This is a genomic window from Pedobacter sp. GW460-11-11-14-TSB4, assembly GCF_059423705.1.
In genome coordinates this window covers 203,934-207,721 of record NZ_JBWKYI010000011.1, presented here as the reverse complement: position 1 = coordinate 207,721, position 3,788 = coordinate 203,934, and the positions used below count along the sequence as shown (strand labels likewise).

5 protein-coding genes are annotated in these 3,788 nt (G+C 36.2%); all 5 read right to left on the bottom strand.

What is annotated here, in order from left to right; genetic code table 11:
* Positions 1-485: 485 nt before the first annotated feature.
* Positions 486-1,091, bottom strand: a complete 606-nt coding sequence (locus AC07YT_RS13550; RefSeq protein ID WP_086548612.1) for a hypothetical protein — start codon at positions 1,089-1,091, stop codon at positions 486-488.
* Between the two features lie 47 nt (positions 1,092-1,138).
* Complete coding sequence (locus AC07YT_RS13545) at positions 1,139-1,813, bottom strand: hypothetical protein (protein ID WP_086548611.1); 675 nt, start codon at positions 1,811-1,813, stop codon at positions 1,139-1,141.
* 89 nt (positions 1,814-1,902) lie between these two features.
* Positions 1,903-2,037 carry a hypothetical protein gene (locus AC07YT_RS13540; protein WP_494945351.1) on the bottom strand — a complete coding sequence of 45 codons (135 nt, stop codon included), beginning with the start codon at positions 2,035-2,037 and terminating at the stop codon, positions 1,903-1,905.
* A 511-nt stretch (positions 2,038-2,548) separates the two neighbouring features.
* Positions 2,549-3,019 (bottom strand): Imm44 family immunity protein, encoded by a 471-nt coding sequence (locus AC07YT_RS13535; protein ID WP_086548610.1) that lies wholly within the window; start codon positions 3,017-3,019, stop codon positions 2,549-2,551.
* Positions 3,020-3,214: 195 nt separating this feature from the next.
* Positions 3,215-3,487: an Arm DNA-binding domain-containing protein gene (locus AC07YT_RS13530; protein WP_494945352.1), complete on the bottom strand. Its 273-nt coding sequence runs from the start codon at positions 3,485-3,487 to the stop codon at positions 3,215-3,217.
* Positions 3,488-3,788: the final 301 nt, after the last annotated feature.

Genomic DNA, 3,788 nt, shown 5'->3' with positions numbered 1-3,788 from the left:
GGGTGAACGTTGCAATTTTTTTAAATTATTATTGACCATTTTGTTAAGATTTGGTCAACCTTTTTTAGGACTCCACAAAAAAAAAAAAACCCTTACTTTTTTCAAGTTAAGGCTTTTGTTGCGGAATGGACGGGACTCGAACCCTACTCATATATCTTTGACAGTTAGCTTTTTAAATTATACCGATGTAGCCTGCTCACTACATGCTCACCTTTTTTCTGCATATATTTGACTATAAATGACTATAGTAAAGGAAATATTAATTCTATCTAATGCAATTTATTTATAGGCCTTGTCTAAATACCTCATCTGCAGGCGTTGTGCTCACGGTTTAAATGCGGACGAATTGCGGTTTTTGCCAAAATGCCCAATCATCATTATATTGCATTTTATCCCAACGAAAAAATAACTCTTGCACCAGCATTCATAGAAACAGAAAACCCAACATTTCTGATGGGTTTTGCTGTTTACAGTTAACAATTGTGTCATACCGCAATACTCCGACTGGAAAGAGATTTAATATTTAAAACTTTGTTCTGATATTTCCTTTCGAAACTATCGACAACCTCGATAATTTCAAACCTTAAAATTCTTAACTCCTCTCCTAAGATCCCATCTAAAAGTATCTCACAGGCAATTTGTTTTTCATCAATAGATAGGCGGCTATCAACATTTTCACACTTAATCAATATTTCAAATACACCATCATCATATTTTAACAAGACATATTCCCATGTATTTGCGTTTACTTCAATCTGTTCTCCTGAATATCTATAGAAATCAAAAATAAGATCCCATTCCTTTGGTGGCTTAGCATAAAAAAAATCCCACCCTTTGCACTTTATAGAATACGAAATAATTTTTTTGGTCTTCTCTAATAAACTTAACTCACCACCTGGAGAAATAACCAGCATGTTGCTCGAATTAATTCCGGGGCCTAACTCCCAGGTAAAATCGCCAAGCGAACGAATTCTTTTATCCAAGTCATCAATTAAGTCGTAATTATCAAATGCCTCTCCGAAATCTTGGCAAATCGAAGCAAACCATTTCCAAAATTCTTTTATAGAATTTACATTTGTTTTCTTAAACATTTTGCAATTATTATCTAGGACTTTTAGTAATTTATTATAAAAACTAATCAATCACCCACTTCACTTTGCCTAAAGGCATCATAAGCTAACCTAGCTACGATATTAACATTGGTTTCTGATTTTTCATAACTTAATATCCTCTCAGCAGCCTTAAACCATTTGTCTCCGATTTCGGGATTTGCTTTTTTGGGGGTAAATTTATACTTGAATGTATCATCATTGTTGGCAACTTCATTAATAACAAGAAGGGATAATCTGGAAAGCTCATTTACAGCTTTACTCTGTTCTATTTTCAAAATCATGTCTGGTTGAGCCAAAAATCTATTCTCAGTAATCTGCACAGCTTTTAAGAATTTATCTAATGCGCTAATATCATTCATATCCCACCAAGAATCAGCAACCCCCTTAACGTTATACTCCTCTCCTAGTAATTCAAGTCGCTCCGGATCTTCTAAAAAAGATCCAATCCTTTCATAAGATTCAGGAGGGATGTCATCCCATACCGCACCCCAAAGAGTAACTTTAGAAAGATAGAAAGCGGCTGTAAATTTTCCTACGTTAAAATTAGAGTAGGTAAAGCCAAGGGTAAGATAGAGTTCGTTGTCAATAACCTTTAGATAGAGGGCATCTGCAACAGATGAACCCAGAATCACCTTTCTATAACCAAGTGACACTAATCCTTGCTCAATTTCTTTCTTAAACTTATTTCTGTTTATTTTCATCTTATTTTGTTTTCGGGCCTATGTATGTGGGAGAACCAGGCTGATATGCGGGATTTTTAGGATCATATAAAATGGTTTCAGTTTTGACCTTATTTTTTTTTCATTAATTTTTCCCTTTTTTCAGCCGATTTTCTACCAGATTTAGTATCCGGTTTAATAATAACTGCTGTTCCATCGGGCCTAACTCCATCTTTTCTAACCTTTGTTCCATCTTCCAGCTCCATGGGTACTTCAGTTTTGCCACCCTTTTCTCTTATTTTTTTCTGCTCTTGTCTGTGCGCTTCTTGTCCCGTCTTAACTGTTCCTCTAAGCTTTTCATTTTTCTCAGAAGGACTTTTTGCCTTCTCTGCACCACTCGAATTCGGCTTAGCCTCCGCATTTAATACAACTTGCGAACCATCATCGGAACTACTATGAAATTTATCCCAAAGATAAACAACTCCAGCACCGATAGCTGCACCTGTAACAACAAGACCTCCGGCGACCCATCCAGCTACCGCACCAACGACTGTTACTGTTCCGCCCGCCGCAATTGCGCCGCCTGTAGCTAGTCCTCCAGCTAATATAGCCGAAGCTCTACCTAGCTAGCTGAATACACTTTGGTAAGGCGTTACCTTATATTTAGAATAGTCCTTAGTGTGATGTTACTATATTATTTTTTAAGCCAACTTCTGAGTAAGTCTTAACATTAGATCATTTTATTTACCTGCAGCATAAAATACATTACGAAACTCTTTAAGCGCCTTTCTTGGCTAAGGAAGCTAAAAAAAATTCGACATCCCGCTTAAATTCATCTCGATTAAAATCTTTAACCTTCCTAGGAAGGGACTCCAAATTATCTAAAGATTCTATAATCTTCTGAATTATGATTTTTTGACTTTCAGCCTCAGTTCCAGCCAAAAACAATTCATATGGAGCACCATTTATCAGCGATGTGCAAAAAAAGTGCTTTTTGGTTACTACAAGTTCTCCTGTATAAGGATTTTTTGATGTCTTTTCAAGCACGTACTTGGGGGGCAACACTTTAAATAGATGCTCGAAGCCGGGGGGTGGATTAACAACTTTCATATCAATGGAAAATGCTATCAAACCCTCGCCATAGTTTTTAAGCAGTTGGTCTGCTTTTAAAGCATTGTCGATGTTGTGTATTAATTGAGCTTTATGCTGAGCTTCTGGGCTTATTGTTAGTCCTATTCCAAAATACATGAATTCCTAATTATCTATATAGATGTAATTAATGACAAAATATGTCTAAAATTTATAAAACTCTAGACATATTTTACTTGAATAATCTATCTAACTGCATAAAATCTATGACGTGCGTTAGGCAGGTTTCATAGCGCTGAAGAGTACTTCTTTCGTACTCCTTTCCATGTGGCTTTTCATTTTAAAGTTGTGATCTTAAAAAACTGTAACAAGGGTCCTTAACTGCAGAGTCTTTCCGATAAAGCGGTTTTTAACCGTTTCTGACGTAACAGTTTCGCTCCCTACCGCCATCAATTGGTGAAGTTCCTGAGCTTTTGACTGTAGCCTGTCCAAAAAAGAATTTAAAACCCTGGTATCTTCTTTTGTACCTGAGGTTCTTCCGGCCTGTGCATTCCAGCGGTTGGGATCACATGGCTTTCCCGTTGAAGTTTCTGCAGGTTTACCATTGACTGTAAACCTTAAATAAATGGTGATTGGACCGGTTTTGTAATTGGAGCGCTTTTTAAATAAAAAAGCAGATTGATGTTTATTCTCATGACAAAGGACTAAAGTGAAACAAAATTGTTAATTCTATCACTTCCAGTCAAGATGTTAATGATTGAAATAGCTTATAAAAACTGTTAAGCTATAATCGGTGAGCATTCATATCGTTTAATGTGCTCACCGAATTGCTCACCTTTTTATTGCGAAGAAATGAATAATTGCTACTATCAGAAAACAAAAAAGCCCTAACTTTTTTCAAGTTAAGGCTTTTGTTGCGGAATGGGAC

What these genes read in the sequence shown, in the direction of transcription:
- AC07YT_RS13550 (WP_086548612.1), bottom strand. Translation starts at nt 1,091, where the DNA reads ATGTTTAAGAAAACAAATGTAAATTCTATAAAAGAATTTTGGAAATGG.
- AC07YT_RS13545 (WP_086548611.1), bottom strand. Translation starts at nt 1,813, where the DNA reads ATGAAAATAAACAGAAATAAGTTTAAGAAAGAAATTGAGCAAGGATTA.
- AC07YT_RS13540 (WP_494945351.1), bottom strand. Translation starts at nt 2,037, where the DNA reads ATGGAGCTGGAAGATGGAACAAAGGTTAGAAAAGATGGAGTTAGGCCC.
- AC07YT_RS13535 (WP_086548610.1), bottom strand. Translation starts at nt 3,019, where the DNA reads ATGTATTTTGGAATAGGACTAACAATAAGCCCAGAAGCTCAGCATAAA.